The organism is Sphingobium sp. TomMM15 (genome assembly GCF_055397045.1).
Genome location: NZ_AP027314.1, coordinates 909,350 through 935,324, shown reverse-complemented (window position 1 = coordinate 935,324; position 25,975 = coordinate 909,350). Strand labels below are relative to the sequence as shown.

At 61.2% G+C, this 25,975-nt stretch carries 27 protein-coding genes and 1 tRNA gene; 19 read left to right on the top strand and 9 right to left on the bottom strand.

The genetic code is table 11. The features are described from left to right. Positions 1 to 37: 37 nt before the first annotated feature. Both ACZ51H_RS04805 and argJ read right to left on the bottom strand, forming a co-directional pair. Positions 38 to 835: an inositol monophosphatase family protein gene (locus ACZ51H_RS04805; RefSeq protein WP_464802602.1), complete on the bottom strand. Its 798-nt coding sequence runs from the start codon at positions 833 to 835 to the stop codon at positions 38 to 40. Beyond that, a complete protein-coding gene (gene argJ, locus ACZ51H_RS04800; protein WP_464802601.1) occupies positions 835 to 2,061 on the bottom strand; it encodes a bifunctional glutamate N-acetyltransferase/amino-acid acetyltransferase ArgJ in 1,227 nt (408 codons plus the stop codon). The genes ACZ51H_RS04805 and argJ overlap by 1 nt, the downstream gene beginning before the upstream one ends. A gap of 163 nt (positions 2,062 to 2,224) precedes the next feature. Between argJ and secA the strand changes: the two genes are divergently transcribed. Continuing rightward, positions 2,225 to 4,957, top strand: coding sequence for a preprotein translocase subunit SecA (secA, locus tag ACZ51H_RS04795; RefSeq protein WP_464802600.1), 2,733 nt, complete (start codon positions 2,225 to 2,227; stop codon positions 4,955 to 4,957). A gap of 139 nt (positions 4,958 to 5,096) precedes the next feature. On the opposite strand, the gene ACZ51H_RS04790 is transcribed toward secA, so the two are convergent. Next, positions 5,097 to 5,519 (bottom strand): DUF983 domain-containing protein, encoded by a 423-nt coding sequence (locus ACZ51H_RS04790; RefSeq protein WP_464802599.1) that lies wholly within the window; start codon positions 5,517 to 5,519, stop codon positions 5,097 to 5,099. A 289-nt stretch (positions 5,520 to 5,808) separates the two neighbouring features. Next, a complete protein-coding gene (locus ACZ51H_RS04785; RefSeq protein WP_464794818.1) occupies positions 5,809 to 6,048 on the bottom strand; it encodes a hypothetical protein in 240 nt (79 codons plus the stop codon). Between the two features lie 207 nt (positions 6,049 to 6,255). On the opposite strand from ACZ51H_RS04785, the gene ACZ51H_RS04780 reads away from it, so the two are divergent. The 5 genes from ACZ51H_RS04780 to ACZ51H_RS04760 all read left to right on the top strand — a co-directional run bounded on the left by ACZ51H_RS04780 (position 6,256) and on the right by ACZ51H_RS04760 (position 12,436). Beyond that, on the top strand, positions 6,256 to 7,161 hold the full coding sequence (locus ACZ51H_RS04780) for a LysR family transcriptional regulator (RefSeq protein ID WP_464794817.1): 906 nt from the start codon (positions 6,256 to 6,258) through the stop codon (positions 7,159 to 7,161). 92 nt (positions 7,162 to 7,253) lie between these two features. Then, on the top strand, positions 7,254 to 7,706 hold the full coding sequence (locus tag ACZ51H_RS04775; protein ID WP_464802598.1) for an NAD(P)H-dependent oxidoreductase subunit E: 453 nt from the start codon (positions 7,254 to 7,256) through the stop codon (positions 7,704 to 7,706). Beyond that, the gene (locus ACZ51H_RS04770) at positions 7,703 to 9,280 is read left to right on the top strand and encodes a formate dehydrogenase beta subunit (RefSeq protein ID WP_464802597.1); all 1,578 of its coding nucleotides are present in this window, start codon (positions 7,703 to 7,705) and stop codon (positions 9,278 to 9,280) included. The genes ACZ51H_RS04775 and ACZ51H_RS04770 overlap by 4 nt, the downstream gene beginning before the upstream one ends. After that, a complete protein-coding gene (gene fdhF, locus ACZ51H_RS04765; protein ID WP_464802596.1) occupies positions 9,277 to 12,123 on the top strand; it encodes a formate dehydrogenase subunit alpha in 2,847 nt (948 codons plus the stop codon). Before ACZ51H_RS04770 ends, fdhF begins: the two co-directional genes overlap by 4 nt. 4 nt (positions 12,124 to 12,127) lie before the next feature. Next, positions 12,128 to 12,436, top strand: a complete 309-nt coding sequence (locus tag ACZ51H_RS04760; protein ID WP_464802595.1) for a formate dehydrogenase subunit delta — start codon at positions 12,128 to 12,130, stop codon at positions 12,434 to 12,436. 131 nt (positions 12,437 to 12,567) lie between these two features. On the opposite strand, the gene ACZ51H_RS04755 is transcribed toward ACZ51H_RS04760, so the two are convergent. Further along, complete coding sequence (locus ACZ51H_RS04755; protein ID WP_464802594.1) at positions 12,568 to 13,125, bottom strand: DUF6680 family protein; 558 nt, start codon at positions 13,123 to 13,125, stop codon at positions 12,568 to 12,570. 306 nt (positions 13,126 to 13,431) lie between these two features. Between ACZ51H_RS04755 and ACZ51H_RS04750 the strand changes: the two genes are divergently transcribed. From ACZ51H_RS04750 to ACZ51H_RS04740, 3 genes are all read left to right on the top strand, one after another. Beyond that, positions 13,432 to 14,697, top strand: coding sequence for a tyrosine-type recombinase/integrase (locus ACZ51H_RS04750; protein ID WP_464802593.1), 1,266 nt, complete (start codon positions 13,432 to 13,434; stop codon positions 14,695 to 14,697). A 378-nt stretch (positions 14,698 to 15,075) separates the two neighbouring features. Further along, positions 15,076 to 15,309 (top strand): helix-turn-helix transcriptional regulator, encoded by a 234-nt coding sequence (locus ACZ51H_RS04745; RefSeq protein ID WP_464802592.1) that lies wholly within the window; start codon positions 15,076 to 15,078, stop codon positions 15,307 to 15,309. 201 nt (positions 15,310 to 15,510) lie between these two features. Continuing rightward, positions 15,511 to 16,968, top strand: coding sequence for a DUF3987 domain-containing protein (locus ACZ51H_RS04740; protein WP_464802591.1), 1,458 nt, complete (start codon positions 15,511 to 15,513; stop codon positions 16,966 to 16,968). A gap of 240 nt (positions 16,969 to 17,208) precedes the next feature. Here the strand turns inward: ACZ51H_RS04740 and ACZ51H_RS04735 are convergent, their stop codons facing one another. After that, positions 17,209 to 18,057, bottom strand: a complete 849-nt coding sequence (locus ACZ51H_RS04735) for a hypothetical protein (protein ID WP_464802590.1) — start codon at positions 18,055 to 18,057, stop codon at positions 17,209 to 17,211. Positions 18,058 to 18,371: 314 nt separating this feature from the next. Here ACZ51H_RS04735 and ACZ51H_RS04730 point away from each other — a divergent pair, with 314 nt between their 5' ends. From ACZ51H_RS04730 to ACZ51H_RS04710, 5 genes are all read left to right on the top strand, one after another. Continuing rightward, a complete protein-coding gene (locus ACZ51H_RS04730; RefSeq protein ID WP_464802589.1) occupies positions 18,372 to 19,082 on the top strand; it encodes a hypothetical protein in 711 nt (236 codons plus the stop codon). 29 nt (positions 19,083 to 19,111) lie between these two features. Next, a complete protein-coding gene (locus ACZ51H_RS04725) occupies positions 19,112 to 19,597 on the top strand; it encodes a DUF5681 domain-containing protein (RefSeq protein WP_464802588.1) in 486 nt (161 codons plus the stop codon). Between the two features lie 85 nt (positions 19,598 to 19,682). Beyond that, on the top strand, positions 19,683 to 20,105 hold the full coding sequence (locus ACZ51H_RS04720) for a hypothetical protein (protein WP_464802587.1): 423 nt from the start codon (positions 19,683 to 19,685) through the stop codon (positions 20,103 to 20,105). Next, entirely contained in the window at positions 20,095 to 20,415 is a 321-nt protein-coding gene (locus tag ACZ51H_RS04715; RefSeq protein ID WP_464802586.1) for a hypothetical protein, read from the top strand. The genes ACZ51H_RS04720 and ACZ51H_RS04715 overlap by 11 nt, the downstream gene beginning before the upstream one ends. Before the next feature lie 5 nt (positions 20,416 to 20,420). Further along, on the top strand, positions 20,421 to 20,651 hold the full coding sequence (locus ACZ51H_RS04710) for a hypothetical protein (RefSeq protein ID WP_464802585.1): 231 nt from the start codon (positions 20,421 to 20,423) through the stop codon (positions 20,649 to 20,651). Positions 20,652 to 20,693: 42 nt separating this feature from the next. Here ACZ51H_RS04710 and ACZ51H_RS04705 read toward each other — a convergent pair whose 3' ends face one another. Further along, positions 20,694 to 20,927 (bottom strand): helix-turn-helix domain-containing protein, encoded by a 234-nt coding sequence (locus tag ACZ51H_RS04705; protein WP_464802584.1) that lies wholly within the window; start codon positions 20,925 to 20,927, stop codon positions 20,694 to 20,696. An 80-nt stretch (positions 20,928 to 21,007) separates the two neighbouring features. Between ACZ51H_RS04705 and ACZ51H_RS04700 the strand changes: the two genes are divergently transcribed. After that, positions 21,008 to 21,316, top strand: coding sequence for a hypothetical protein (locus ACZ51H_RS04700; RefSeq protein WP_464802583.1), 309 nt, complete (start codon positions 21,008 to 21,010; stop codon positions 21,314 to 21,316). A gap of 66 nt (positions 21,317 to 21,382) precedes the next feature. Here the strand turns inward: ACZ51H_RS04700 and ACZ51H_RS04695 are convergent, their stop codons facing one another. After that, positions 21,383 to 21,616: a hypothetical protein gene (locus ACZ51H_RS04695; RefSeq protein ID WP_464802582.1), complete on the bottom strand. Its 234-nt coding sequence runs from the start codon at positions 21,614 to 21,616 to the stop codon at positions 21,383 to 21,385. Positions 21,617 to 21,631: 15 nt separating this feature from the next. Continuing rightward, positions 21,632 to 21,721 (bottom strand) — tRNA-Ser (locus tag ACZ51H_RS04690). A gap of 313 nt (positions 21,722 to 22,034) precedes the next feature. Between ACZ51H_RS04690 and ACZ51H_RS04685 the strand changes: the two genes are divergently transcribed. The 4 genes from ACZ51H_RS04685 (at position 22,035) to ACZ51H_RS04670 (ending at position 25,950) form a co-directional block, all read left to right on the top strand. Then, on the top strand, positions 22,035 to 23,081 hold the full coding sequence (locus ACZ51H_RS04685) for a lytic murein transglycosylase (RefSeq protein ID WP_464802581.1): 1,047 nt from the start codon (positions 22,035 to 22,037) through the stop codon (positions 23,079 to 23,081). Between the two features lie 114 nt (positions 23,082 to 23,195). Next, positions 23,196 to 24,359 (top strand): D-alanyl-D-alanine carboxypeptidase family protein, encoded by a 1,164-nt coding sequence (locus tag ACZ51H_RS04680; RefSeq protein ID WP_464772323.1) that lies wholly within the window; start codon positions 23,196 to 23,198, stop codon positions 24,357 to 24,359. Then, on the top strand, positions 24,356 to 24,982 hold the full coding sequence (tmk, locus tag ACZ51H_RS04675) for a dTMP kinase (RefSeq protein WP_464802580.1): 627 nt from the start codon (positions 24,356 to 24,358) through the stop codon (positions 24,980 to 24,982). Before ACZ51H_RS04680 ends, tmk begins: the two co-directional genes overlap by 4 nt. Beyond that, positions 24,979 to 25,950, top strand: a complete 972-nt coding sequence (locus ACZ51H_RS04670) for an AAA family ATPase (protein ID WP_464802579.1) — start codon at positions 24,979 to 24,981, stop codon at positions 25,948 to 25,950. The genes tmk and ACZ51H_RS04670 overlap by 4 nt, the downstream gene beginning before the upstream one ends. The last annotated feature ends 25 nt before the right edge of the window (positions 25,951 to 25,975 follow it).

Here is a 25,975-nt window from a genome sequence, read left to right as displayed (position 1 = left end):
GAACGCGCAACGTCGCCACCGAAGTAGCCCCCAAGCCTTACCGAAACAACACCCCCGCCGCAGCCTCCCACAACCGCGGCGACGAAGCCCCAAGCAATCCCCGTCGCAAATCGCCCACCACATAGGGCGACCCATCCAACCGCTGACAGCATCCGCCAGCTTCGTTCAGGAACAGCGTCCCGGCGGCATGGTCCCACGGCAATGTTCGCGCAAAGACCGAAACATCATTCTGCCCCAACACCAGCCGAGGATATTGCTCCGCCGCACAGCGCGGAATGTCCACAAGCGCAAAAGCCCCTTCCGCCCGCCGTTGAATGTCAGCTCGCTCTTCCGGCGTCATGAAATAGACCGCCAGCGCCGCAATCGGCAGGGGATCACCGCTCTCCCGCGCCCGGACCTGCTCGCCATCGATATAACTGCCAGCTCCTAGCGTGGCGTGACACAAACGCCCGGTAAGCGGGTCCAATATCCATCCCGCCAATGTCGTTCCCGCGTCGGCCAACGCGATCATGATACCGAAAGGCGGGCGCCCAGCTGCGAAATTACCTGTCCCGTCGATCGGGTCTATGATCCAGTTGAGCCCGTCACCCGCCCGATCCAATATCGCCGGGTCCGCCGCGCAGGCTTCTTCGCCGATGATTCCCGCTTCGGGCAGGATCTGGCTCAGCCCTTCGGCCAGCCTGATCTCGCTTTCCCTGTCGGCAACGGTGACGAAGTCATCGACGGCCTTCTCGCTGATCTCGTCGGCGCGTAAATTCTGGAAGCGCGGCATGACGATGTCTCGCGCCACCTCACGCATCAACGTGACGACATCGTCATGCAGCTCGATCGGCATCAGCTACGGTAATCCGCGTTGATCGAGATATATCCATGCGTCAGGTCGCAGGTCCAGACCGTCGCGCGGCCCTCGCCAAGGCCAAGGTCCACGCCGATCTGGATATCCTGCCCCTTAAGGTGCGCGGCAACCGGCGCCTCGTCATAGCCTTCCGCCGCGAGCCCGCCCGAGGCCACCTGCGTCACGCCGAACCGGATGGACAGCTTGTCGCGATCAGCCGGTTCGCCCGCCTTGCCGACCGCCATGACCACGCGCCCCCAATTCGCGTCCTCGCCCGCAATAGCGGTCTTCACGAGCGGAGAATTGGCGATGGACAGTGCGATCCGGTGCGCGCTCGCGTCGCTCTCCGCGCCTTCGACGCTGATCTCGATGAACTTCGACGCGCCCTCGCCATCGCGCACCACCAGATGCGCCAGTTGCAGGCAAAGGTCGCTCAGCGCCGCCTGAAACGCATCCGCTCCCGCATCGTCCATCGACGTCAACGGGGTGTTGCCTGCCCTGCCCGTGGCAAAGGCCAGCACGGTATCACTGGTCGACTTATCACTATCGACCGTGATGCAGGAGAAAGTCCGCCGGTTCGCCGCCGACAGCATCTGCTGCAACAGTTTCGGCTCGACCGCTGCGTCGGTAAAGATATAGCCGAGCATCGTCGCCATATCCGGCGCGATCATGCCCGATCCCTTGATGATCCCCGCCAGCTCAACGCGCGTCTCGCCAATCATGGCGCTCGTGCGCGCACCCTTGGCATAGGTGTCGGTCGTCCCGATCGTATTCGCCGCCTCTTCCCACTTGCAAGGCACGGCGGAGAAAGCTGCCTCCAGCCCAGCCTCAGCCTTGTCCACCGGCAAGGGAACACCGATCACCCCAGTCGAAGACACGAAAACATCCGAAGGCAGGCATCCAAGATGATTGGCGACCTTCGCCGCGATCGCTTCGACAGCCGCCCGCCCGCGATGGCCGGTGAAGGCATTGGCATTGCCCGCATTCACCACCAGCGCCCGTGCCGACCCGAGCGGAATGGCGTCCCGGCACCATTCGACCTCGGGGGAGGGGCACTTGCTCTGCGTCGTCACGCCAGCAACCGCCGTCCCCTCGGCCAGTTCCACATATGTCAGATCGCACCGATCCCAATTCTTGTACCGCGCCCTGGCAACGCGCGCGGTCACGCCTGAAATCGCGGGAAGTTCGGGAAAGTCTGCGGGGGCGAGGGGAGAGCGCTGTGTCATGAGCGCGGATTAGCGCATATCATCCGTCCGTCAATCATTGCCTCGATCGAAGCGTTCAGGCCGCTCATCAATTGACTATCCCACAGCCAAACCCTAAATCGCCGCGCATATCCGTGTGCGTTGCCTTAAAAGGGTGCGCGCTCCCCTTTTGTCAGGAACTTGCATGTTCGGCGCACTCGCCAAGTCCATCTTCGGATCGTCCAACGAACGTTACGTAAAGTCGTTGGGCAAGATCGTCGAACGCATCGCATCTTTCGAACCCGCCATTTCGGCGATGAGCGACGAGGAACTGACGGCACAGACGGCCCGATTCCGCGAACGCCTGGCGCAGGGTGAGACGCTCGACGACCTGCTTCCCGAGGCCTTCGCCACGGTTCGTGAGGCCGCCAAGCGCACCCTTCACCAGCGCCACTATGATGTGCAGATGGTCGGCGGCATCGTCCTCCACCGCGGCGAGATCGCCGAAATGCGCACGGGTGAGGGTAAGACGCTGGTCGCGACGCTCGCCACCTATCTGAACGCGCTGGAAGGGAAGGGCGTCCATGTCGTTACCGTCAACGACTATCTCGCCAGCCGCGACTGCGAGTGGATGGGGCAGGTCTATCGTTTCCTCGGCCTGACCACGGGCGTGATTGTACCGAACCTCAGCGAGGATCAGCGGCGCGAAGCCTATAATGCCGACATTACCTACGCGACGAACAACGAACTCGGCTTCGACTATCTGCGCGACAATATGAAGTATGATCGCGCATCGATGGTGCAGCGGCCCTTCAACTTCGCCATCGTCGACGAGGTGGACTCGATCCTGATCGACGAAGCGCGCACCCCGCTGATCATCTCGGGTCCGACCGATGACAAGTCGGAACTCTATGTGGCCGTCGATGCTATCGTGAAGAAGCTGGACGAAGCCGATTATGAGAAGGACGAGAAGCAGCGCACCGTCACCCTGACGGAGGACGGGACGGAAAAGATCGAGCGTCTGCTGGAAGATGCTGGCCTGCTGGAAGGCGCCAACCTCTACGATTTCGAAAACACCGCCGTTGTTCACCATGTAAATCAGGCGCTGCGCGCGGTCGTGATGTTCCGCCGCGACATCGATTACATCGTCAAAGACGGCAAGGTCATCATCATCGATGAGTTCACCGGCCGCATGATGGATGGCCGCCGCTGGTCGGACGGCTTGCACCAGGCGGTGGAAGCCAAGGAAGGGGTGAATATCGAGCCTGAAAATCAGACGCTCGCCTCCATCACTTTCCAGAATTTTTTCCGCATGTACCCGAAGCTCGGCGGCATGACCGGCACGGCCGCGACCGAAGCGACCGAATTCTACGAAATCTACAAGATGAACGTCGTCACCATCCCGACCAACCGGCCGGTGCAACGTGTCGATGAAGAAGACAGCTTCTACAAGAATCTGGAAGATAAGTTCCGCGGCATCGCCAAGACGATCAAGGTCCATGCCGAAAAGGGCCAGCCGGTCCTCGTCGGCACGGTGTCGATCGAAAAGTCGGAAATGCTGTCCGAATTCCTCAATCAGGAAGGCGTGAAGCACGCCGTCCTCAACGCTCGCTTCCATGAAAGCGAAGCGCACATCGTCGCGCAGGCGGGCCGGAAGGGCGCCGTCACCATCGCGACGAACATGGCGGGTCGCGGCACCGACATCAAATTGGGCGGCAACCTGGAAATGCGCGTCGAGGACGAACTGCGCGACATGCCGGAAGGACCGGAACGCGAAGCCGCGATCGCCCGGATCGACGCCGAGATCGAAGCTGAAAAGGCCGAGGTGCTCGCCGCTGGTGGTCTCTTCGTCCTCGCGACCGAACGGCATGAAAGCCGCCGCATCGACAACCAGCTGCGCGGTCGTTCAGGGCGTCAGGGCGACCCCGGCCTCTCGCGCTTCTACCTCAGCCTCGACGATGACCTGATGCGCATCTTCGGCCCGGACACCATGTTTGCCAAAATGATCCGCTCGAACCTTGAGGATGGCGAGGCGCTGCCCCCGTCCAAGTGGCTCAGCAAGGCGATCGAAACCGCGCAGAGGAAAGTCGAAGCGCGCAACTACGACATCCGCAAGCAGGTCGTCGAATATGACGACGTCATGAACGACCAGCGCAAGGTCATTTATGAACAGCGCGCCGACATCATGGACGCTGATACCGTTGACGACGTCGTGACGGACATGCGGCACGAAACGGTCAACGACCTTGTCGGCGCATCCTGTCCTCCGGGCACATATCCCGAACAGTGGGATATCGACCGGCTGAAGGCGCGCACCGCCGAAATCCTCGGGCTTGAACCCGACTTCGACGCATGGCTGACGGAAGATGCCGTCGATCCGGAATTGATCGAGGAACGCCTCAAGGCTCTTGCCGATGAAGCGGTCGCCGAAAAGATTGGCGGGATCGATCCGGAAAACTGGCACATGATCGAAAAATCGATCCTGCTCCAGAGCCTGGACCATCACTGGAAAGAGCATCTGTCGACCCTCGACGCGCTGCGCCAGGTCGTTCACCTGCGCGCCTATGCGCAAAAGACGCCGATCAACGAATATAAGCAGGAAGCCTTCGCCCTGTTTGAGCGCATGCTGAGCAACATCCGTGAGGATGTGACCGGCTCGATCGCGCGCGTGCAGTTCAGGATGGAAGAACCGCTGCCCGAGTTCGACCTGCCCGTGCTTCCCGACTTCATCACCACGCACATCGACCCCTTCTCAGGTGAAGATAATAGCGGTGACATCGACGCTGGCCAGTTGGGCAGCATCACGACCACGCTGCCGCGCCCTCCGGTCGGCAACGCTCAGCCCGGCGAGTTCACCAATCTGGATATCAGCCGCAACGCGCCATGCCCGTGCGGCTCTGGTCAAAAATACAAGCACTGCCACGGCGCGCTCGCCTGAGCGCAAACCGCTAGCAGCAGTTCTGAGGGCTTATCGAATTCCCGTCATGCCAGCCAAACTGGCGCGGCGGGGATAAATCTCAGGCAAGGCTGGCGTGCAGAGGCCATTTCTGGAGGGGCGATCCATACGCCCCCATCGCTCAATCCCGCTTGTCCGGCCCATCCCCGTGCAGCTTGGCCCATAAGTCCGCCGTCCCTGCCTCCTGCGCCTTCGTCACATATTGGGCGGCGACCAGCCAGCCCTTGATCGGGCGTAACGGCAACACTGTCGTCAATATGAGCACCGGGATACCGACGGCGATGTGCACCCATAAAGGCGGCCGCGCCAATATCTCCAACATCACGATAAAGATGACGCCGGGAACGCAGGCGAACAACTGCACGAACACCGCTGGGCCATCCGCCGGGTCCGCAAAGGAATAATCCAGTCCGCAAACCTCACACCTATCGCGGACGGTAAGAAATCCCTTGAATATATGCCCGTCGCCGCACCGGGGGCAACGACCCAGCGCGCCGGTTTCGATCAGCGAACGCCTTGGCGACTTATCCGACGGTTGAACCATATCTGCTTCCCCTGTGCACGTTCCGGGCCTTCGCCTGGCAAGTCCATGTGATGATAGAGGAGCCTAATTCAATTGGCCTTTTTGTCCCACCTGCATATTGCCTCGCTCCAAAGGGCGTCGTCCGCATTGACGTTACGGCATGGCCGCTGGAAAGTTATCACTGGATTGCAGTCGTCAACAATGTCTGTTAAACGCGCCGCGATTTGGATGCCCGACAGCATACAAGTCGCGCCCCCGGCATCCCTTGCTCGGGGGCGCTTTCATTTTTATCGGCTGCAATCCCCCTAGGTTATTGATGCGCAGGCTTTCCGCCTACGGGGTCGCTCGGCACGTCAAAATTTTCCATGGCGTCATGCAGGACCTGATCGGGACAGGAAGCGGCCAGCGCCCTAACCTTGTACCGCAACGCCAATTCCCGATGCGCCGCGACCTCTTCGGCAGGAGCGTGCCTTGCCAAGGCGTCGTTGACCTTGGCAGCTTCCTCCCGTGCGCGCCGGAACAAATAGGGTGCATCCGTTTGCCCAGACATTGCAACCTCCAGATGGTGAGATGGAAGTGATAGCATGCTGGTTCACGATACTCCTTAACGAGGGTTAAGGCGAGGCGTAGGTGCGATCATCTGCAAAATCGGCCAACAGGATGCGCATACGGCCGAATTCGCGCTCCGACCCCCGCTCCAAATGGCGACCATAGTTTCGCTCTATGAACTTCCACCCGATCCAGTGTAGATGACAGCATGCAGACGCGCCTTGTAGAATATTTCCTGGCGTTAGAGCGCGAAGGTCATTTCGCGCGCGCGGCGTCCTACTGCAATGTCTCGCAACCCACGCTGTCCGTGGGCATCGCGTCACTGGAAGCGCAGCTGGGAAAGCGGCTGATCCGGCGCGATCGCAAATATGTGGGTTTGACGGCTGAGGGAGAGGCTATCCTGCCATGGGCACGTCAATTGATCGCCGCTGCCGAAGCCCTTGGTCACGCGGCGGAAACGGCCCGTGGTCCGCTGAAGGGCGAATTAAGGCTGGGCGCGATCCCGGCCGCCATGCCGGTGATCGGCCATCTCACTGAAGCGATGCTGGAGCGCCATCGGGGCCTTAACATCTCCGTCCGCGCGCTCACTTCCCGGCAGATCGAGCGGGGCCTTGCTGCGTTCGAACTGGACGCCGGGATCACCTATCTCGATTTCGAACCACCGGCCCACGCCTTGTCAGTGCCTCTTTATACAGAGCGGGCGATCCTCATCGGTGCGGTCGGCTGCGCTCCGATACCCGATCCGCTGGACTGGGCCGATCTTGCGGACCTGCCGCTGTGCCTGTTGCATCAGGGCATGCAGAACAGGCGTATCCTGGACGCGCGTCTGGCCGAACGGGGGCTTGCCCTGCGCCCGGTGGTCACGGCGGACAGCTATGTCGCACTGCTCGGCCTTGTGCAGCAGGGGCGGCTCTGTTCTATCATTCCGGAAAATCATGCCACCTTGCTGGAAGGGCTGGCCTGGGCGCGCACTTATCCGCTGCCCGCCACGGCGGAAGGCAGTCGCGTGGGCGTCATAGTGTCGGATCGTGCACCGATGGGACCGTTGGCTCAAGCGGTCCTCAGCGTCGCGCGCGACCTGCGCTTGCCTAATGGCTATCGCACCGCTTCATAGAATATCTCTATCATCCATTAGGGGCTTCAATTTGACCCGAGCCGGGTGGCCCGGCACCATGGCTGCGGATCGAAGGCTGCAGGCAGGGCAGGATGGAAGCATTTATTGAACGCTGGACCGCGCGTCATGGCGCCACGCGCGACCAGTTACTGCCCCTTCTGCATGCGGTGCAGAACGAGGCGGGCTATATCGACGATGCGCAGGTCCCGATAATTGCGCAGGCGTTGAACCTCACTCGCGCGGACGTGCATGGCGTCATCACCTTCTACCATGATTTTCGCCGTGTTCCGCCCGGCCGCCACATTGTGAAGCTCTGCCGCGCGGAAAGCTGCCAATCACGCGGCGGCGCGGCGATCGAACATCAGGCGGCGCAAATTCTGGGCGTCGCCATGGGGGAGACCCGGGCTGATGGTCAGCTAAGCCTGGAGCCTGTCTATTGCCTGGGCCTTTGCCCGATCGGGCCGAATGCGCTGGTGGACGGCCGACCGGTTGCGGGGATCGATGCCAAAGCCCTGGAACGGATCGCAGCGGAGATGGCGGCATGAGCCGGGTCTTCATCAGCCGGGATATGGCCTCCGTCGCGCTCGGCGCCGACGAAGTCGCGCGCGGCTTCACGCAGGCAGGGTGCGAAGTGGTGCGCACTGGATCGCGCGGCTTGTTTTCCATCGAGCCATTGGTCGAAGTGGAGACGGATGCAGGCCGTATCGGTTACGGGCCGGTCGGACCGCAGGACGTTACGTCGGTACTGGACGGCACGCATCCTGCCAGGCTGGGCAAGGTGGACGATTTGCCCTTCTTCGCTGGTCAGCAACGCTTTACCTTCGCACGGTGCGGCATCATCGATCCGCTGAGCCTTACCGATTATGCGGCCCATGATGGCTGGAAGGGGCTGGAAAAGGCTCGCGCCATGCCTCCGCAGCAAGTGGTCGATGCGGTCAAGGCGTCAGGGCTGCGCGGGCGCGGCGGCGCCGGTTTCCCGACCGGGATCAAATGGCAGACGGTGCTGGATGCGCCGGGCGCGCCTAAGTTCATCGTCTGCAACGCCGATGAAGGTGACAGCGGCACCTTCGCGGATCGGATGCTGATGGAGGGCGATCCCTTCTGCCTGATCGAAGGGATGGCGATCGCCGCCCATGCCGTCGGCGCGGCCCATGGCTATATCTACATCCGCAGCGAATATCCCTACAGCATCGCCACCATGCGCGCGGCGATCGATGCCAGCGCGCATCTCATCACGCCCTTCACGCTGGAGGTGCGCGAGGGCGCGGGCGCCTATGTCTGCGGCGAGGAAACAGCGCTGCTCGACAGTATCGAGGGCAAACGCGGGCAGGTGAGGGCAAAGCCGCCGCTCCCGGCCTTGCAGGGGCTATTTGGTCAGCCGACCGTCATCAACAATGTGCTGTCGCTGGCTGCGGTGCCCTTCATCCTGGCGGAGGGGCCGGATGCCTATGCGACGGTTGGCTTTGGCCGCTCGCGCGGAACCATGCCGGTGCAGCTCGCGGGCAATGTAAAGCATGGCGGCCTTTATGAGATTGGCTTCGGCATAACGCTTGGCGAGTTGGTGAACGACATTGGCGGCGGCACGGCGAGCGGTCGCCCTGTGCGGGCGGTGCAAGTGGGTGGACCACTCGGCGCTTACTTCCCGCCATCGATGTTCCATCTGCCGTTCGATTATGAAGCCTTTGCGCAAGCTGGCGGGCTGATCGGCCATGCCGGCATCACCGTCTTCGATGACAGCGTCGATATGGCGCATATGGCGCGCTTTGCCATGGAGTTCTGTTCGGTCGAAAGCTGCGGCAAATGCACGCCCTGTCGGATCGGATCGACGCGGGGGGTGGAGATCATGGATCGGCTGCTGACCCGCAGGGCGGAGGGGCTGCCTCCAGCGAACCCATCAATTTCGGCAGGACTGAGCAAGGCGCTCTATTCACGAGCGCCCGGTGCCATGCAACGCAGCGTGGACGAGGATCTGCAACTGCTGCGCGACCTGGCCGATACGATGAAATATGGCTCGCTCTGCGCGCTGGGTGGGTTCACACCCTATCCGGTGCTGAGCGCGCTCGATCATTTCCCCGAAGACTTTGGCGCGCCCGCGTCTACCAAGGAAGCTGCGGAATGACCTTCACCCGCGAAGCCGATCATGGCACCCCGCCAGCCCTCACCACTGGCAAACCCGTCACGCTCACCATTGACGGCCAAAGCGTCACGATGGCCGAGGGCACGAGCATCATGCGCGCCGCTTCGCTCACCGGCTGCTCCATTCCCAAACTGTGCGCCACCGACAATCTGGAGAGTTTCGGCTCCTGTCGCCTGTGTCTGGTCGAGGTGGAAGGGCGCAGCGGCTATCCGGCGTCCTGCACCACGCCGATCGCCGAAGGCATGGTGGTTCGCACTCAAAGCGATCGGCTGAAGCAGCTCCGCCGGGGCGTGATGGAGCTTTACATCTCCGACCATCCACTCGACTGCCTGACCTGCGCCGCCAATGGCGACTGCGAATTACAGGATCAAGCCGGTGCGGTGGGGCTGCGCGAGGTCCGCTACGGCTATGACGGCGCAACCAATATGGGGCAGGCGAAGGACCAGTCGAACCCTTATTTCGACTTCGATCCCAGCAAATGCATAGTCTGCTCCCGCTGCGTGCGCGCCTGTGAAGAGGTGCAGGGCACCTTCGCGCTGACTATCGAGGACAGGGGCTTCGGATCAAAAGTCTCTGCGTCGCAGGGCGAAGATTTCCTTGGCTCCGAATGCGTGTCCTGCGGCGCCTGCGTGCAGGCTTGTCCCACCGCCTCGCTGATCGAAAAGAAAGTGGTCGAGGTCGGCACGCCCGACCGGGCCATCGTCACCACCTGCGCCTATTGCGGCGTCGGCTGCACCTTCCGCGCGGAAATGCGTGGCGAGGAGCTGGTGCGCATGGTGCCGTGGAAAGAGGGCAAGGCCAATCGTGGCCATAGCTGCGTCAAGGGCCGCTTCGCCTGGGGCTATGCCCAGCATCAGGACCGGATACTCAACGCCATGATCCGCGCATCCGTGGACCAGCCCTGGCGTGAGGTATCGTGGGACGAAGCCATTGCCCACACGGCAGCGGAGTTCCGCCGCATCCAGGCCAAATATGGTACGCGCTCCATCGGCGGCATCACGTCAAGCCGCTGCACCAATGAGGAAACATTCCTCGTCCAGAAGCTCGTCCGTCAGGGTTTCGGCAACAACAATGTCGATACCTGCGCCCGCGTCTGCCACTCGCCCACCGGCTATGGGCTCAGCACGACCTTCGGCACCTCTGCCGGGACGCAGGATTTCGACAGCGTGATGCAGTCCGACGTGATCCTCGTCATCGGCGCCAACCCGACTGACGGCCACCCCGTATTTGCCTCGCGCATGAAGAAGCGGTTGCGGCAGGGCGCCAAGCTGATCGTCATCGACCCGCGTCGCATTGACATGGTGAAGTCCCCCCATGTCGAGGCGGAACATCATCTGCCGCTGCGCCCCGGCACCAACGTCGCCATGCTGACGGCTCTCGCTCATGTCGTCGTGACCGAGAAGCTGTACGATGAAGCCTTCATTCGCGCGCGCTGCGATTGGGACGAATTTGCCGAATGGGCCGAGTTCGTGTCACAGCCAGCCCGTTCTCCCGAAGCCATCGAACCGCTGACGGGAGTAAAGGCGCAGGACGTCCGCGCCGCCGCTCGCCTCTACGCCACCGGCGGCAACGGCGCGATCTATTACGGCCTGGGCGTCACTGAACATAGCCAGGGCAGCTCCACCGTCATGGCAATCGCCAATCTCGCCATGGCGACCGGCAATGTCGGGCGCGAGGGCGTGGGCGTGAACCCACTGCGCGGGCAGAATAATGTGCAGGGCGCCTGTGACATGGGCAGCTTCCCGCACGAATTTTCCGGCTATCGCCACGTTTCCGACGATGCCACGCGCGCGCTGTTCGAACAAAGCTGGGGCGTGGCGCTGGACCCCGAACCGGGGCTTCGCATCCCCAACATGCTGGATGCGGCCACCGACGGCACCTTCAAGGGCATTTTCATCCAGGGCGAGGACATTCTCCAGTCCGACCCCAATACGCACCATGTCGCGGCCGGACTGGCGGCGATGGAGTGCGTCGTGGTGCAGGACCTCTTCCTCAACGAGACCGCCAATTACGCGCATGTCTTCCTGCCCGGCTCGACCTTCCTGGAAAAGGACGGGACCTTCACCAATGCCGAACGGCGCATTCAGCGCGTGCGCAAGGTGATGACGCCCCTTAACGGCTATGAAGATTGGGAGATCGTGCAACTGGTCGCCAACGCCATGGGATTGGGCTGGACCTACAGCCACCCGGCGCAGATCATGGACGAAATCGCCGCGCTCACCCCGACCTTCGCGGGCGTGCATTATGACCGCCTGGACGCAGAGGGATCGCTGCAATGGCCCGCGAACGACCGGGCTCCCCACGGCACGCCGACCATGCATCTAGACGGTTTTGTTCGGGGCCGGGGCAAGTTCGTCGTCACCGACTATGTGCCGACCGATGAAAAGACCGGCCCACGTTTCCCGCTACTGCTGACCACAGGGCGCATCCTTAGCCAATATAATGTCGGCGCGCAGACCCGCCGCACCGCCAATGCCGCCTGGCATCCCGAAGACCGGCTGGAAATCCATCCCAGCGATGCGGAAAACAGGGGCCTTAAGGATGGGGATTGGGTAACGCTCCGCAGCAGGGCAGGGGAAACCACCCTGCGAGCACTGGTGACCGAACGCGTCGCGCCGGGCGTTGTCTACACGACCTTCCACCATCCGGAAACGCAGGCGAACGTCATCACCACCGACTATTCGGACTGGGCGACCAATTGCCCGGAATATAAGGTGACGGCGGTGCAGGTGTCCGCATCCAACGGCCCCAGCGACTGGCAGAAAAGCTATGACGCGCAAGCCCGGCGCAGTCGGCGCATCGACATGATCCACGCAGCGGAATGACGGGATGACTGAAGGCCACTCGATGATGTCCAATCAGGACCGGCTGGTCTACATGGCCAACCAGATCGCCAGAAACTTCATGACCATGGGCGAAGAGAAAGCGGCACAGGCAGTCGCCGATCACATCGCCAAATTCTGGGAACCGCGAATGCGGGCGCAGATATTCGCTCTGCACGAGAAGGGGGCCGAGACATTCGCTCCGGTTGCTGCAAGGGCGATCGCCCTCTTGCGCGCCGCAGGTTCGCCACCGCCGGAGGCTCGGGCTACTGAGTTTAACAGCGTGAACGAAGCCGGTCGCTCCGACGCAGGCTGAAGCTCGCATGACAGCTATTACTTCATTTCCAACTTCATGGCGGCGAATATGCAATTCCTGTTTGGCTCGCTGCTATTAAGTCTCGCCTCAGGGCCGATTTAAGGATGAGCAGGCTAGGCCGAACCGATTTCCTAACTGTCCTTACCTTCGCCAGGTGAACTGAGCGTTGCGGCGAACATTTCGTTATTTCGTTCCAGCGCGTGAGCGATCCGCTGCCATGCTACCAACGCGCCAAGAATAAGGTGTTCCCGATCCACAAATCCCTTAGAAAGATACGCTCCCGACATGAGACTTTCGGGCGTGATGTCGAAATCTAATTCCTTGGCGATTTTGGAGATCAATGCAGCTTGGAGTTCACCCAACCGACGATTGTGTTCTGCCTGCGCATCTTGATCCTCAGGTGCTGGCGTATTCACCGCTTTGAGCAGTCCTTGACGCGCTGAGAGAATTTTGGGGCAGCCTTTGAAATCTAACGGTATAAGCGCGATCGACGATTGATAGTCCGCATTGGCAGGCAATTGCCATGTGTTCAACAAGACTCGCAGCAACCGTTCCCGTTGGTCACGCCGTGAAGTTCGCGCTGCTAGCCACGGGGATATAAATCCCGCAAGAATAACGCCTACTATGATGCTGGCCGCGTTCAGCCAAATGCTGACATTTAATCCGAGCATTTGCGGTTCTGGTGGCATGACACTCAATTCATTGATGCTTTAGAGAGCCAAAAGCATGAATTATATCAGATAGCCAAAGTCTATAAGGCTATTAAAGAATATTTTTGGAAAAAATTGGCGGACAGGGTGGGATTCGAACCCACGGTGAGCGTAAACCCACGGCGGTTTTCAAGTTTAGCGTAGTCGGCGTTTGCGTATGTTTGCAGAGGTTGTCGTAAGCAAGCAACACTAGGGAAAACAGGGGTTTGATAGCCGTAGACGTTTTACGTAGGTTGCCGTAAGTTAGCGCAAGCTGCTTATGACTTGCTTACGAGGTTTCCCGCAATGGCTTCCAAACTGACAAAGACGGTCGTTGACCGCATCAAGCCCGGCCCCAAGGACGAGTTTCATTGGGACGCGGAGGTGAAGGGGTTCGGCGCTCGCGTCACGCCCAAGGGAAAGATCACCTTCGTCGTGCAGGGGCGCGTCGAGGGGACGGGCAAGGAAGCCCGCATCACCATTGGCAGCTATGGCGTGTTCACCGTGGATCAGGCGCGGGACGTGGCGAAGGAGCATCTGCGCTCCATGCGGATGGGCAACGATCCGCGCGAGGTGAAGAAGCAAAGCGAGGCGATGAAGGTCACGTTGCAGGCCGTCTGCGATGCTTATGTGTCTCGCCCCGGTAAGCTGAAGGCCACCAGCAAGGAGGCGATTGAGCGCCATGTGCGGACCACGTTTGAGGCGTGGAAGGACAAGCCGGTCGTCAACATCACCGAGGATATGTGCCGCACCCGCTATCGCGAGATTCTCACGAAGGGTCTGCGTGGCAATCGCGAGGGTGGCTCACCGGGGCAAGCAAATCAGGCGTTCTCGGTGCTGGGGGCGCTGCTCAACTATGCCGCGCGCCAGCACAAGCGCGCGGATGGCTCGCCGCTGATCCCGCACAACCCCGTCACCATCCTGCGCGACGACAAGGTGAAGTTGAAGCCGCGCACTGCCCGCATCCTCGATGCCAAGGTGGGTGCCGCGTGGCACGCGCTGACCGAGTGGCGCGCGACGGCGCACAACCGGGATACCATGTCGAGCATCGACCTAGTGCGGTTCCTAATGCTCACCGGCCTGCGCATTAGCGAAGCATCCTCGCTCAAGTGGAGCCAGGTCCATCTGGAAGATGCATATTTCCATCTACCTAACCCGAAGAATTCCAACCCCGTATCAATGCCGCTTTCGACGCAGGCGGTGGAGCTGTTGAAAGCGCGCCCGAGGGTGGACGGCAACGAATACGTCTTCCCGTCGTGGGGCGTGCTGGGCCATATCAAAGACCCGCGCGACCTGATGAAGAAGCTCAGCGTGGTCGCTGGGATGCCCATCACGCCGCACGCGCTGCGCCGGACCTATACGAACGTCGCGCTGCGCCAGTGCCGTATCGAGAAGTTCCGCACCGATCTGCTCACGAACCACATCACGCGCGACGTGACCGCCGAGCACTACTTCGACACGACGAATCTCCAGTGGCTCCAGCCGGAAGCGCAGAAGATCGGCGATCACCTCGACCTTGAAGCGGCGAAGGTGGCGGGTGCCAACGTGGTGGCGCTGCCCCAGCGAGCGTGATGCACGGCGGGGAGCGCACAGCCGAGCGCACAGCGGCGGCACCAGCGCGTCGCAGGGTTAGGGACGGCCACGCGGCGATCGCGCCCCACGCCGCCTTGCAGGGAAGGTCCGTTTCACCGGCCCATTATGCGATCCCGGTTCGGGACAGCGGACCTTGCATTTTATCCAACATTGGCCGCTTAGCCTGTGCTAACAAGCTAACCATAGCGCCGCAGACGGGGCGCTCTAATCTACTGTCTGCGCATCGGTTGGAGTAAGGCGCAAGCCCCAGGACACCGACATTCTGCCAGAGGGTGTTCCTTTGGTGCTGATGACCACAGCTTAATTTACCCTGATCGACGGTCGCGTGCCGCGCAGGGAAGCTGTGGAGCCGTCACGATGGCCAATGCCGTCAAAAGACTTAAGCACAAAGAAACTGCCGACATGATCGGCGTGACCGATGGAACCTTGCGGATCATGCGCTGCATGGGCCGTGGTCCCAAGTTCATCAAGCTGGGGCCAGCTAAGCAGGCTGGCGTCATCTACCTTGAATCAGACGTTCTTGAATGGCTCGACGCGAGGAAGTTCGCATCGACCAGCGACGCGACCGTCAATCACCCCGGCAATGCATGACCCCTCCCATCATGAATAGCGGCAGGGCGCTACCCCTGCCGCCGAAAGGTATCAACGTGAACCGCACCAATTTACACGGCCTCGCCGTGGGTCCGCAACCCCGGCCTTTTTCCGCTAATTTTGCACTTCGGTGCAAAAAAGGCCCGATGGAGACCGGCGCGTCCAAAATCCTTTACCGCCCCCACCGGCAGGAGGCGCGTCATGGCTGATCTCTCTCAACTGGCTCCTGTTCCGGGCAGCGACACGCCTATGTCATCCGAAGAGCGGAGCAGTCTTCTATCCAGCATGGAACGGCTGAAAGGGATTGATGATCTACCCAAGCCCAAAGGCAAGCGGAAGGGTCAGCAACAGGATGAAGGGGAGTTCAGCGACTATGTGCTGAGTCGCCCAGAGTTGCATAACGTTGCGCTGTTCGGTGTCCTCCGTGACATGGTGGATGCGGCGTGCGCCAACTCGGAAGCTGTCCGTCCGACCGTCGCAATCCATATCCTTGCGCGGTTCGCGGCAACAATCGGTCGAACAGCATACATTCAAATCGGGGATCAGCGACGGCATCTGCGTATGAACGCGCTCATTGTCGGCCCAACCGCAAAAGGACGAAAGGGCACCAGCGCGGAAATGCCCAACGAACTGTTCACGCAAGCAGAGGTTCGATTGATCGCCTCTGGGTGGTGGCCTCTTCGCAAATTAACGGCATTGGCCACAGGCGAAGGGCTGATCCACATGGTTCGCGATCCGCGCCACGACCAGAATGGGGAAATCGTTGACGCAGGCGTGGATGACAAGCGGCTGCTCTTCGATGTCAGTGAATTTGCCGGGGTGCTGGCACAAGCGCGGCGCGATGCGGCGACCATCAGCACCGTGCTGCGCGATGCCTTCGACGGCGTTAGGCTGGTCACGCCGACCAAAACCTCATTCTGTGAAGCGTCCGACACGCACATCGTCGTTATCGGATCGGTGCCGGAAACGGAGATTGTAAAGACGCTCACCAGCACGGACATTACGAACGGTCTCGCGAACCGCTTTCCCATGTTTTATTCGGTGCGGACCAAGATCGTGCCGATGCCAAAGGCGACCGATCCCAAACTCATGCAGGGCTTCGCTGAGCATTTGGCTTGGGCGATTTACGAGGCGTTCAAGCAGACGCAAATCTCGATGGATGACGATGCGCTGGATTACTGGTACGATATTTATCACCGGCTCGAAGAGAAGGCGCATCCGCCCGCGGTGGCCGCGCTCCTTGCCCGCCAAAGCACCTACACGCTGATCTTCGCCGCGCTTTTGGCACTGTTGAACCGGCAGAAAGTGATTCAGCGCGATCACCTCGACGCTGCGCTGGCATGGGTCCAATTCTGGGAGGACACGACGCTGTTTGTGTTTTCCAATGGCGAGCAGAATGAACAGGCCATTCGGATGAAAGGTCTCAAGGACGAGATTGTTCAAGCGATGGCCACACTGGGCGGCATTAAGGTCAAGCACAGTGACGTGGCTGATAAGGTGACAAACAAATACCAGAAGCCTTGGCCGCTCGCGAAAGATGTCAAGATGGCGGTTGAGCTTCTGGAGCGAGAGTCACCGCCGCGCATCTATTCAGAAACTGTTACCACGCGCGGGCGACCGAGTAATCTGTATAGCTTGGCTCCGCAGGACAACGATTAGGCGAACACGGGGGATAAGTGACTCGACGTGATGCCGAATGTCGCCGCTTATTCCCCCTTGGCCCCGAACTTGGCCCCCGAAGATTGTAGTAGCTAAGCTATTGTAAGATAGCTTAATACCCTTTTCCCCCTTTTCCTTTCTCCCTACCTATTTCTCTGCCTCTTTCACCCCTGTCCCGCACCTATAGAGGGTGGCCGGGGTAAAAAGGGGAAATGGGGGTTAAGCGGTTCGCATGTCCTCTCAGGCTCTTCGACTGCCGTCCTCCGGCGGATCGCGCCGTGCCTGCATCAAATGCCATTTCACATGATTTTTGTGCTGGCAGGTGTGGCAAGAGAATGTTGCAACCTCGTCATACTTCATCCGCGTGACGAAGCGCCAAGGTATTAGATTTTCAGCCTTGCACTGATCGCAGTTGACGGTGACCGCGACCGATTCAAAGCCGAATCCATTATCTTCCTTGATGACCTTCCAAGTCAGTTCGCAATCGGGATTAATGCAATAGACGTGTTGCCCTTCGCGCAACAGCTTCTCCCGCCGCTTGTTCTTTGTTCCGCATGAGCAATCGAATGATACCTCCATGCCAATGCCCGAAAAGATCATCGTGCCCTTAGCTAGGCGCTCCAGCTCGGCGACGACCTCTAAAACTTTAGCGCGGATCTCCGCTTTGTCGCCGTAGTCCGGTATGTGGTCATCCTTGTCCTTCGGCAGACGAACATGCAGCGCCAAGCGGGCGACGGCGTTCCACATTTTGACGATCTTCTTGGCGTCGAAACCAACCTCAGTTCCGAGTTTGACGTATTCCTCATCCTCCAGCTTGACACCTTCGCGCGCCGGGTTCTTTCCAATGCTCAACGTCATAGTGTCGGTAAGATGCGAATCGACATCGGTGATGAGCGTATTAATGACCGCGCCCGGCTGCCACCGGCGTAATTGGTCGTGCGAGATATAAGCGTGTCGCTGGCGGAGCCTATCGTAAACGACCTTCTCAAGCGCCAAACGGCATTCAAGCGCAGCATAAGTCACGCTCGCTTCGGTATCCTGCTCAAGTAGCGCCTTGATGCGGTCAATGATCGGCTGAAGTTGAATCATTGTGAGAGCGTGCCACAGGTTGCGGTTGTGGTCACCACGTACAGCGAGCAGCGCCGGGGCACAGCACGCGAAAGCCGCACCGTCGCCCCCATAGCACCGCTAACCCCCTGCCAGCGCTGTAGCGGCCCCGTAGGCCGCGCAAGCAATTGCAGTTCAAGCCAAAAACTCAGGAACGGCAAATACAGTATTTTGCGTTCGTGGTTCGCAGAACTGAACTAAGTGGCTGTTTTAACAAATAAATTGTTTGCGGACCTTCACGCGGTCTCGTTACGCATAAGCCTACCGTAACTTATCAGGCGAAAGTGTAGTTCGATATGTCCGACGAAATTCAAGACGCCGATACTCGCGTTACGCCCTCATTCCACCCGCAGACTGTCCGGTCCATTGACGCATACGATGATGATACGGCAAGTATTCTTGCCGGAACCGAAGCCGCGTTCAACGAGGCGTATATCGGTGTCGGGCGCGTCCATGATGCCCGCGAAGCTGCCAAGACCAACCCGACTTGGAATGAGGCGCAACAAGTCATCCAAACGGCAGATTTTGCTGACAAGCTGACCATCCAGCTTGCCAAGCGGTTCGACAGCGCCACGGCGGGACTGAACCGCGTCATTGAGGGGCTGGAACGCGATCTGTCCCAGCCCATCGCGGGTGGCGGTGTTGGAGCGATGGCGGGCGAGATTCGCGGCTATGTCCACTCGCTGCCGGAAGGTCAGCGCATGGGTTTCATTCAGCGCGCAATCGAGGCGGGCGACGAACGCACGGTGGGCGCGGTGCTGGGCGGGGTTCCCTACCTGTCCGGCATCACCCCGGAGATGCAAAACGTCCTTCTGCGCTTGCACCACGAAAAGTCCAACCCCCGCGCCGCCAAGCAATTGCGGGCGGCGAAGGCTGGACTTGAATTGCTCGGGGAGCGCGCACCGCTAATTTTCGGGCAAATGGAAAAAGCGGTCGGCGCCAAACAGACCAAAGTGCAACAACTCCGCGCCGCCAAAGCCAAGGCGGAGCAGTCCTTTGTCGTCTGATCCTTGTTCTAAACAATCCGAGGCATCCGATGACTGAACAGATTGCACCACCTTGGGGGACGGACTGGAAGCCAACCCCGCCGCCCGTATCTTCCGAGCCGCGCGGATCCGGCAACCCCGCATGGCAACCCGGCGTGAGCGGCAACCCGCGTGGGCGTCCACCGGGCCGACCCGACCGGCGATTGCTCGCCACCGAGCAGATGCTTCAGGAAATGCGCAACATCGTTGCCGTGCTGGTAGGTCGCGCCCTTGAGGGCGACACGAACGCGGCGAGCATCGTTCTGGCGAAATGCCTGCCCAGCATCAAGGCTCAGGCGGAGAAGGTGAACTTCGAGTTCGATGCCACGGCACCGATCAGCGATCAGGTCGCCCAGGTGCTTGACGCCGTTGCCGCTGGCGCGGTCGCGCCCGATGTTGGCAGGCTCATCATCGACAGCATCAAGTCGCTCGCGGACGTGCGCGCCAGCGAAGAGCTGGAAGCCCGAATCGCCGCCCTTGAGGAGAAGCAAGGGTGAGGGTGCAAACAGCAAAATGGGCGTCGTTTGCAAAAAGGCCGGATGCGACCCGGCAAGCTGAAAATCCCATGGTGGGGAGACCGACATGACGACGATAACCACACAGCGGAACACGGTCATCACGGAGGCACCGGAACCGGATGACGTAATGGTCGAGGTGATCTTGTTCGGTGAAGGCGATACGCCCGGAACGGTGTGCGGTCGCAAGCTGCGCCACTTGCCCATCACGCACTATCAGGAATGCTTGGACTGGGCTGTGGGTATCGCAGACCAGATGGCGCACCCGCTCTATGTCGTGCCGCTCAATCACAACGACATTCTGCGCACCAAACGCTGGAACCCCTACCGGGAAGCCATTCAGAATATGAACGATCAGGAGCGGGGTGCCATGCGCCGGGATGTGGTCAACAGCATGTGCGAGCTGCTGCGCGACTGCGACGACTGGGAGGTTCGCTCCGACGCATATGACGTTCTCGCTCAATTGAAAGTGGTCCACCATGAAAGCTGACATACCGCTGGCGGAACGCCGCCGTATTGAACGGGAGCAGCAGGCGGAGATTCGCGCTGCGCTGGCACCGCGCCACTTCGCTACCATGCAGCAGCAGATGGCGATTGATGTGACAATGGCACGGTTGGAGTATGAAGCGCTCGTTGAAGCTGCGCCTGCCATCCATGCCATTATGTCGGGAGGTGCTGTGCCCATGCCCGCACCTGTGGTCGTGCCCGAACCTGAGCCGGTCGCACTGCCTGCACCCGCGCCGTTGGCGATTCGTCCCGGTGCGCCTGATGGTCTGCGCCAGCGCTTCGGACTGCAATAACCACAATGGCAGGCACCCGGGCACTTCAGAAGCGGCTTGGGAAGCTGGAAGATGCCGGGAAGCCGAGGCCATCGCCAATCGCGGTCTGGTATGGCTCGTTTGACGCATGGGTTGAGCAGGCAGTGCTGCCGGGCGTGGAGAGCGGGGCTCTGGAACCCGACGACATGGTGGAAGTGGTCGCTGCTCTGCGAGCATGGGAGACAGACGGGACTTGGGGAGCGGCACATGCTCGCTGATGGTGAACCCGCGTGGCTGGTAGCATGGCGCGAGCGCGACCGTCAGCGCAGTAGCAACTCCGACGGCTCGGTTCCTAGTGCAACGGCTATCCGCGCTAGCACCTGCACGCTTGGGTTCCTCTTCCCTCTCTCGATGCCGCCGACATAGGTGAGGTCAATCTCAGCCGCGAATGCCAATTGCTCCTGCGTCATTTGGGCGTGCTGGCGGAATCGCCTCACATTCTTCCCAACAATGGCGCGCCAATCGTCCATCAATGATGGATGGCGGTCGGGCATATATTCTCTAGGGAATATAGTCCCTATTAACGGGTTCCTGCTATTTGATCGGTCGTTTCAGAGGCGGGGTTAAGGCGATCATGGAAGTTCTAGGAATTATCGCGCTGTTGTGCGCGTTCATCTGGTGGCGGGTTAAAGCAGGCGATCCGCTCATCCCCAAACCGACGCCCACCCCGTCTCAGAAGAAATTTGCCGCGATGGGAAATATCGGCGGTTGGCCGATTGAAAATGTGATTAAACGGGTTGGTCCCCCTTCCTCCATATCTGCAATGGTTGGCGGACAACTCTATCAATGGATGAAGGTCGGTGCCCTCGGAGGCTTCCATTACGCCATCTCGGTAGATGCTGAGGGTAGGGTGATTGGCTACACTCACCAGTTCGCCCGTTAACACCTACACCACACTGTCAGCACCGTGCGCCTTCGGGCGTGGGGTGCTGTTGCTTACTTCATTCACCTACGAGGAAATGCCTGTGAATACCGAAATCAGGATGAGCAGGAGGACGAACGCGAGCAGAAACGAGTAGAGCTTCAGGTGGCTCTTATCGATTCGGATGACGATGATTTCGCGCTCTAGCGGCGCTCCTAGTGGCTGTTCTTCCAAGACCGTTTCGCGATAGGTTTCGATAAACGGCACTCGACCAAGGCGGAGCCGTTCGGATTTCGCGTCTATCTTTCGCCTCGGGTCCATGTTCATCCTCGGAAATGGCGGAAGAGGTGGGATTCGAACCCACGGACGGGTTGCCCCGTCGCTGGTTTTCAAGACCAGTTCCTTAAACCACTCGGACACTCTTCCACGCCGTTTCGGGGCTGGCAGCTTACGACAGGCTTATGGGTGAAACTACCCGGCGAGTCGGACCTATACTAACCCCTTGTAACCACATTCCTATTCACGCGCACAGGTCGCCAGCTCCATTAGCTTTCAAGACCGCTGCCTTAAACCACTCGGCCACCTGTCCGTCCGCTCGCTTCCTAGCGAAGCTTTGCGTCATGCCAAGCGTAAAATGACCAAAATCCGCTTTCGACGCGTTCTTGGCATGAATGCAGCGACAAGGGGGATTTCGCCTCTTGCTGTCGCTGTGCCACAAAGGGCTGAGGGAGATTCTCTAATGCGTTCAACCATTCACTCGCTTCTACTGCGTCTTGCCGTCGTCACGGCGGGCAGCTTGATGGCGGGGCCTGGCATGACGCAGGACATGGCTCAGGACGCCGGTTTCCGCAGCTATCTGGAAACGCTTCGGCCAAAAGCGCAGGCGATGGGCATCCGCCCATCCACGCTAGATTCCGTCTTCCCCACGCTCACGCCCAACCCACGGGTTGTCCAACTGGATCAGAACCAGCCGGGGGGAGGGGCCTATTCCCCCATTCCCAATTTCGAACCCTATCGGCGGCAGCATGTCGATGCCGCGCGCATCAGCCGTGGCCGCACCGCTTATCAGGCGAACCGCGCCCGGCTTGCCCGGATAGAGGCGGAAACCGGCGTGCCTGAGGAAATCATGGTCGCGATCTACGGCCATGAAACCAATTACGGTTCCTATACCGGCGATTTCGACCTCATCCGCTCGCTTGCGACGCTATCCTATGAAGGCCGTCGCCGTACCCTGTTCGAACCGGAATTGCTGGCGACGCTCAAGATGCTGGATAATGGCGTGCCCCGCAGCCGCCTGGTCGGCAGTTGGGCAGGGGCGACGGGCTATCCCCAGTTCCTTCCCAGCGTTTATCTGCGTCTGGCCAAGGATGGCGACGGTGACGGCCGCGCCGATATCTGGAACAGCGAAGCCGACGCGCTTGCCTCGATCGCCAACTATTTCGTCAACGCAGGCTGGCGGCGTGGCCAGCCTTGGGGCGTGGCCGTCTCGGTGCCCGACGGGTTCAACCGGTCGAGCGTCACCGCCCGGCTTTCTCCAGCCCGCTGTCCCCGTGTATTCAACCGCCACAGCCGCTGGCTGACGATGGCCGAATGGCGCAGCCGGGGCATCGTTCCGGCAGGTGGCAGCTGGCCAGCGGATACAGTGCTCGCAACGCTGCTCGAACCCGATGGTCCGGGCAAGACCGCCTATCTGCTCACCAGTAATTACCGGGCGATCCTCGATTATAACTGCTCGAATTTCTACGCCCTGTCCGTCGGGCTGCTCGCCGACGCCGTCCGGCAATAAGGGCGCTGCCGCGTCGCCTGTTGCGCCAGCCCTCTTGAGAATGTGTCTGTCATGGCTAATGACAGGGGCAGGGCATTCTCATCACCCGAATCCATCAGTGCGAAGGCAGTCCTCATGAACAAGTCACTAGCCGCCATCCTCTTCGTCGGATTGCTGGCGCAGCCTCTCACGGCTGCCGCGCCTCCTTACACCAGTGAGGCGCCCATCGCTTACATGAAGGACCTGTCGTCGGGCGCCGTGCTGTATGACAAGGGCGGCGAAACGCGCATCCCGCCAGCGTCGATGGCGAAAATGATGACGGCGCACGTCGCCTTCCGCCTGATCCAGAAGGGCGACCTGAAGCTGGACACGAAATTCACTGTCCGCCCCGAAACCTGGAAGCAGTGGCATGGCCCGGCGGCCGGTTCGACCATGTTCCTGTCGGCGGGCGAGCAGGTGTCGGTCGAAAATCTCCTCCACGGCATCGTGACCCTATCCGGCAATGACGCCTGCGTGGTGTTGGCCGAAGGGATCGCCGGGACGGAGCAGGCCTTCGTCGCGCAGATGAATGACGAAGCCAAGCGTCTCGGCCTCAAGAACAGCCATTTCGGCACAAGCAACGGCTGGCCGGATGAAGGCGTCACCTATGTGACCGCGCAGGACCTTGCCCGTCTCGCCGAAGCGACGATCGAGGAGACGCCTGACCTCTACAAGCGCTTCTACGCGACGCGCGCCTTCACCTGGGGCAAGACCATGGGCGGCTCCGACATTGCGCAGGCGAACCGCAACCCGATCCTCGGTAAGGTTGCCGGTGCCGACGGCCTCAAGACCGGCCATACGGAGGAAGCGGGCTTTGGCTTTACCGGCTCGGCCGAACAGGATGGCCGCCGCATCGTCATGGTTGTTGCTGGCCTGCCGACCTACAATGGCCGCGTTTCGGAATCCGTCCGCTTCATGGACTGGGGCTTCAAGGCATGGAAAGCGCAGCCGCTCTTCAAAAAAGGCCAGACCGTCGAAACGGCGGAGGTTCAACTGGGCAGTGCCACCAGCGTGCCGCTCGTCGCGCCGCAGGACATGGCGGTAACGCTGCCCCGCACCGCGTCGGGCAACATCTCGGTCAAGGTCGCCTATACCGGCCCGATCAAGGCCCCCATCGCCAAGGGGCAGAAGATCGCCGAACTGATCGTCTCCACCCCCGACACCCCGCCGCAGGTGTTGCCTCTGGTGGCGGGCGAAGAAGTGTCTGAAGCAGGCATCTTCGGTCGCCTCTGGAACGGTCTAAAGTCCTTCTTCGGGTGACACGCGGCCGGTTCATCACTCTGGAGGGCGGGGAGGGCGCAGGTAAATCGACGCAGCTCCGCGCCCTCGCCGCCGCCTTGCGTGCGAAGGGCCTGGAGGTCGTGGAAACCCGCGAACCCGGCGGCAGCGAAGGCGCGGAAGCCATCCGCGCGCTTCTTCTCACCGGCGCCGCCGACCGCTGGAGCCCCCGCGCCGAAGCGCTCCTCTTCGCCGCAGCCCGCGCCGATCATATCGAAAAAACCATCCGCCCCGCGCTAGATCGCGGCGCATGGGTCCTGTCCGACCGCTTCCTCGACAGCAGCCGCGCCTATCAAGGCATGGGCGAACTCACCGACGCCGACATTCTGACCCTCCACCGCATCGGCAGCGCCGACTTTTTCCCCGACCGCACCTTCTTCCTCACGCTCCCCGAAGCCGAGGCGCAGCAGCGCGCCTGGTCCCGCGACGGAGACGCCGCCGATCGCATCGGCGGCCGCGACGCAGCCTTCCACACCAATGTAGCATCCGCCTTCGCCCGCTTCGCCGAGCAAGACCCGGCCCGCATCCGCACCATAGACGCGTCGGGCCACCCCGAAGCCGTAACCTCGCGCCTCCTCGCAGCGCTCGACGACCTGCTGCCATGACCACCATCCTCGGCCATGACGCGCAAGCCGACATGCTGCTCGCCGCCGCGCGCAGTGGCCGCATGCATCATGGCTGGATCCTCGCTGGCCCGCGCGGCATCGGCAAGGCCAGCTTCGCCCGCGCCCTGGCCCTTCGCCTCCTCGCCGAAGCAGCAGGCCCGGCGCCCGAAGGCGAAGGCCTGTCCGTCCCCACCGATCACCCCATCCGCAAGCTGATCGAAGCCGAAGCCCATCCCGACTACGCCGAACTCTACTGCCTGGAAAAAGAAACCGGCACCGCCCGCAACATCTCCGTAGATCAGGTGCGCGGCCTCCAGCGCCTCGTCCAGTCCGCGCCGTCCCTGTCGCAACGCCGCATCGTCGTCATCGACAGCGCCGACGACCTCGAACGCGGCGCCGCCAACGCGCTCCTCAAGACGCTCGAAGAGCCGCCCGCCGACATGCTCTTCTTCCTCGTCAGCCACGCGCCCGGCCGCCTCTTGCCCACCATCCGCTCGCGCTGCCGCACCCTCCGCTTCGACGCGCTAGACAGCGAAGCGATGCGCACCATCCTCCGCCAAGAGCAGCCCGACCTACCCCCCGCAGACATAGAGGCGCTCGCCGCCCTGGGAGAGGGCGCGCCCGGGAAGGCTCTGCGCTACGCGGGCCTAGACGTAACCGACCTGGACCGCATGCTCCGCGCGATCGCAGCCGATGGCGACCCCGGCAACCGCCACCGCCTCATCCTCGCAAAGCAGCTCTCGGGAAAAGCCGCGCGGCCGCGCTATGAAGCCTTTCTCGAACGCGTGCCCGCCTTCATCGCCGACGCCGCCCGCCAGCGCAGCGGCCCGGCGCTCGGCACAGCACTGGACCACTGGGAAGCCGCGCGCCAACTCGCCAGCGGCGCCATCATCCTCTCGCTCGACCCCGCGGCCGTCGCTTTCGAACTCGCGGGCCATGTCGCCGCACTCGCCCCGGATCAGCGTTGAAAAGCAGGCTTTGCGCGCGCCTTAA